Below are 3,008 nucleotides of genomic sequence, written 5' to 3' on the forward strand. Positions count from 1 at the left end.
ATATCAGTCATCGTGTACTTATTTCCATTAACATCTAATTTCCAACTCACTGTTTCTGCATCACTATCAGAATCAGTAATTGTTTTAATCAATGATTGTTGACCTGATGTACCACCTGCGTTTGCAGTTTGGCCACCGCCAGTTGTAACGTTGTTAACGACTGGACTTGCGCCATCAACAATATCATTGTGCTTGATCGAATATTTAATGATATAAGGCTGTGAAACGGGATTGTTAAAGCTAACTTCAAAACCATTTTTACCTTCAGCACTATTATTCGCTGCTTTGACTGTATATTCACTTGGATTAATAGGTGTTTTCCCTACCGTTTCGTTACCATCTTTATCGATGATCACCGGATAGATTTTAACGCCTTCAAGCCCACCAACCAAATCAAGGTTGTTACCAAATTGATCGGTTAATTTAGCTTTATCTTTAGCAATTGTTTGTTCATTGTAGTTGTATTTAACCGCAAAATCATATGTTTGCGTAGCTGGGTCGTATTTTGTTGTTTCTTTTGTAAGTGGTTTACCATACTTTGCACTCACTGTGCTATCTGCACTTACATTTTTACCAACGCCTGTCAAAGTCGCTGTGTTTTTGAAATCTTTTTGGCCTTCTAGCTGTTCAGGATTTTCAATATCCGTATCATAAATAATACGATATGCCTTATTGATGCTAGGGTCCTTAAACGTAATGGTCCCATCTTGAGCTAAGGTATATTTGCTTGGATCGACTAGTTCACCTTGTGTTGTATTACCTTTAACATCTACGTTCAACTCATAGACGGCTGCTTTATTTAGCTTTAAGCCTGTTGGCAAAGCATCTTTAACTACTGCATTTTCAATTTTAGACAAACTTGTATTGATATCCACTGTCCATTTAACAGCTGTTGGATTATAACCTTTATCTAAGACACCCGTTTTAGCAATATCTACACCGTTTGTTGGTTTCAAGAAAATAGGTACCGTGATTTCTTTATCACCTACTGGAAAAACAATCTCTTGTTGTGTTTCGCCTGTAATTATTTCTTTGTTTAAAGCTGTCGCAACTTTAATTGTTCCTTTTATTTCTGAACGGTCTTCTACTTCTGCATTAAAAGTTAAAGTAACGTGACCATTTGTATCAATTTTATATGTCCCTAATTCAACACCATCTTGAATTAAAACACCATTAACAGTACTATACATTTTAAAAACGTTTGGTAAATCAAACTCAAATGTATCACCATTCACAACATCTAGATCTTCTGGTATTTCCCAACCTATATCGATATTTACGTTCTGATCTAGTGCTGCTGGATTATCCACAGTAAAGGGTTTACCATCTTTATCTGTAATTTTAGCACTCGTTATAATATTCTCTGTAATTGGTGCCCCTGGACGTGTTTCTGCTTTAATAAAAGCCTGTTTTGCAGCTTTTTTGATTTTTTTAGTTGTTGGTTTTTCAACTTCCTTGGAAGGTTTCTCGTCATCTTTTGAAGACTTTTCATCTTCTTTCGGAGGTTTCGCTTCATCAGTAGAAGCTGCTTTTTCCTGTTCTACTGTGAACTCTTTGACAATCATGCTTTCACCTAATGAAAAAACAATTTTTTCAGCTTTTACATCAGTTTCAACAGCATTGTAGGTGGCTTTAAAAACAAGATGGTACGGTGCGCCAGTTACTGCTTCATCATTAAATAAAATCTTAATGCTATTATTAGCAATAGTGTAGCTTCCGACTGCTTTGTTTTGTTCGTCAACAACATTTCCTTCACCAAAAACATCCCCATGTAATTGGCTTGGCAATGCCATCAATGTAGCCTCTTTCGTTATTTCCCCATCTTTCATCGTCAACCCTAACTTGACGAAAAGTTCTTGTTTCTCTTTCAACGTTGTTGCTTCTGTAGTTAATTCTTCATTGTCTGAAACTAAAACATCAGTTAACGATACTACTGTTGGCAGTTCTGCTGCTTTAACTGGTACATGTACTAATACCGATTGCGCAACAAATGTAAACAACACAAAGAGAATGAAACTTTTTTGAAGTTTCTTAATCATCCCTGTTTTCCCCCTATTATAATAATTATTTATCCCTTTTGTATTTAAAATTGAAAATAATATCCCCATATTATTTTCAATTATTATGTAGTAAGTAATCCCCTACTTACTACTTTCGCCAAAAAAGCAATCCCCTACTCATTGGCAACTGTGAACAAGTAATCCCCTACTTGCTCTATAAATTATGTAGCAAAATTAGATAATCCCCTATCTAATTATTTACTTGCAGCCAGTTATCCCCAACTTGCTACCTTATACAGTATATCGAACTCACTAATAAAATAAAAGTTACTTTACAACTAAAATCGCTAAGTCTTTAGACCCTTTTATCAAGAACGATAGAAACTATGTTGTAATTCAATAAAATATAAAATAATCATTCTTTTTAATATAAAAAAATACTTTTTTATTATATTATCAACTATTTTTATATTAAATGTTGCAAGAAAATAGTTTCATAAAATGTTAGTTTTTTAAAAAATAGGATATTTTGTACTATAAAACGTACCTGTAAAAACATTAGATTATTTTTTGCATATTTTCTATCAAAACGATTAAATGTTACTACGAAAAAGAAAGTTATAATACTTTTTCTTTTTAAAGCTCTCATGTATAGTATTACTTAATCTACCTTTAAAGATATATTGTTAGTCTCGGGCATAAAGAAAGGAACATTTAAATGAAAAAAACATACACAATCGGAGTTGAAGCAACACTCGATGTAATTGGTGGAAAATGGAAAACTGTCATACTTTGTCACCTTCGTAACTCTTCTCTACGCACAGGAGAATTAAAACGATTAATGCCAGGTATTTCACAGAAAATGTTAACTAAACAATTACGAGAACTGGAAGATGCCGGCGTTATTAATCGGAAAGTCTATAATCAAGTTCCGCCTAAAGTACAGTATTCTCTAAGTGATTATGGCGAAAGTCTTTCTGTTATCCTTAACAAGCTCTGTTTATGGGG

The 3,008-nt window shown here is 33.6% G+C and carries 2 protein-coding genes; one reads left to right on the forward strand and one right to left on the reverse strand.

The window, feature by feature from the left end:
- A partial coding sequence (locus tag IKV95_RS05230; RefSeq protein WP_287451473.1) for a collagen binding domain-containing protein occupies window positions 1-2,039 on the reverse strand: 2,039 nt, incomplete at its 3' end.
- A gap of 679 nt (window positions 2,040-2,718) precedes the next feature.
- On the opposite strand from IKV95_RS05230, the gene IKV95_RS05235 reads away from it, so the two are divergent.
- On the forward strand, window positions 2,719-3,008 hold a 290-nt coding region (locus tag IKV95_RS05235; protein WP_287451474.1), incomplete at its 3' end, for a winged helix-turn-helix transcriptional regulator.

This window comes from Brochothrix sp., assembly GCF_017549435.1.
In the GTDB taxonomy this organism is placed as follows: Bacteria; Bacillota; Bacilli; order Lactobacillales; family Listeriaceae; genus Brochothrix; species Brochothrix thermosphacta.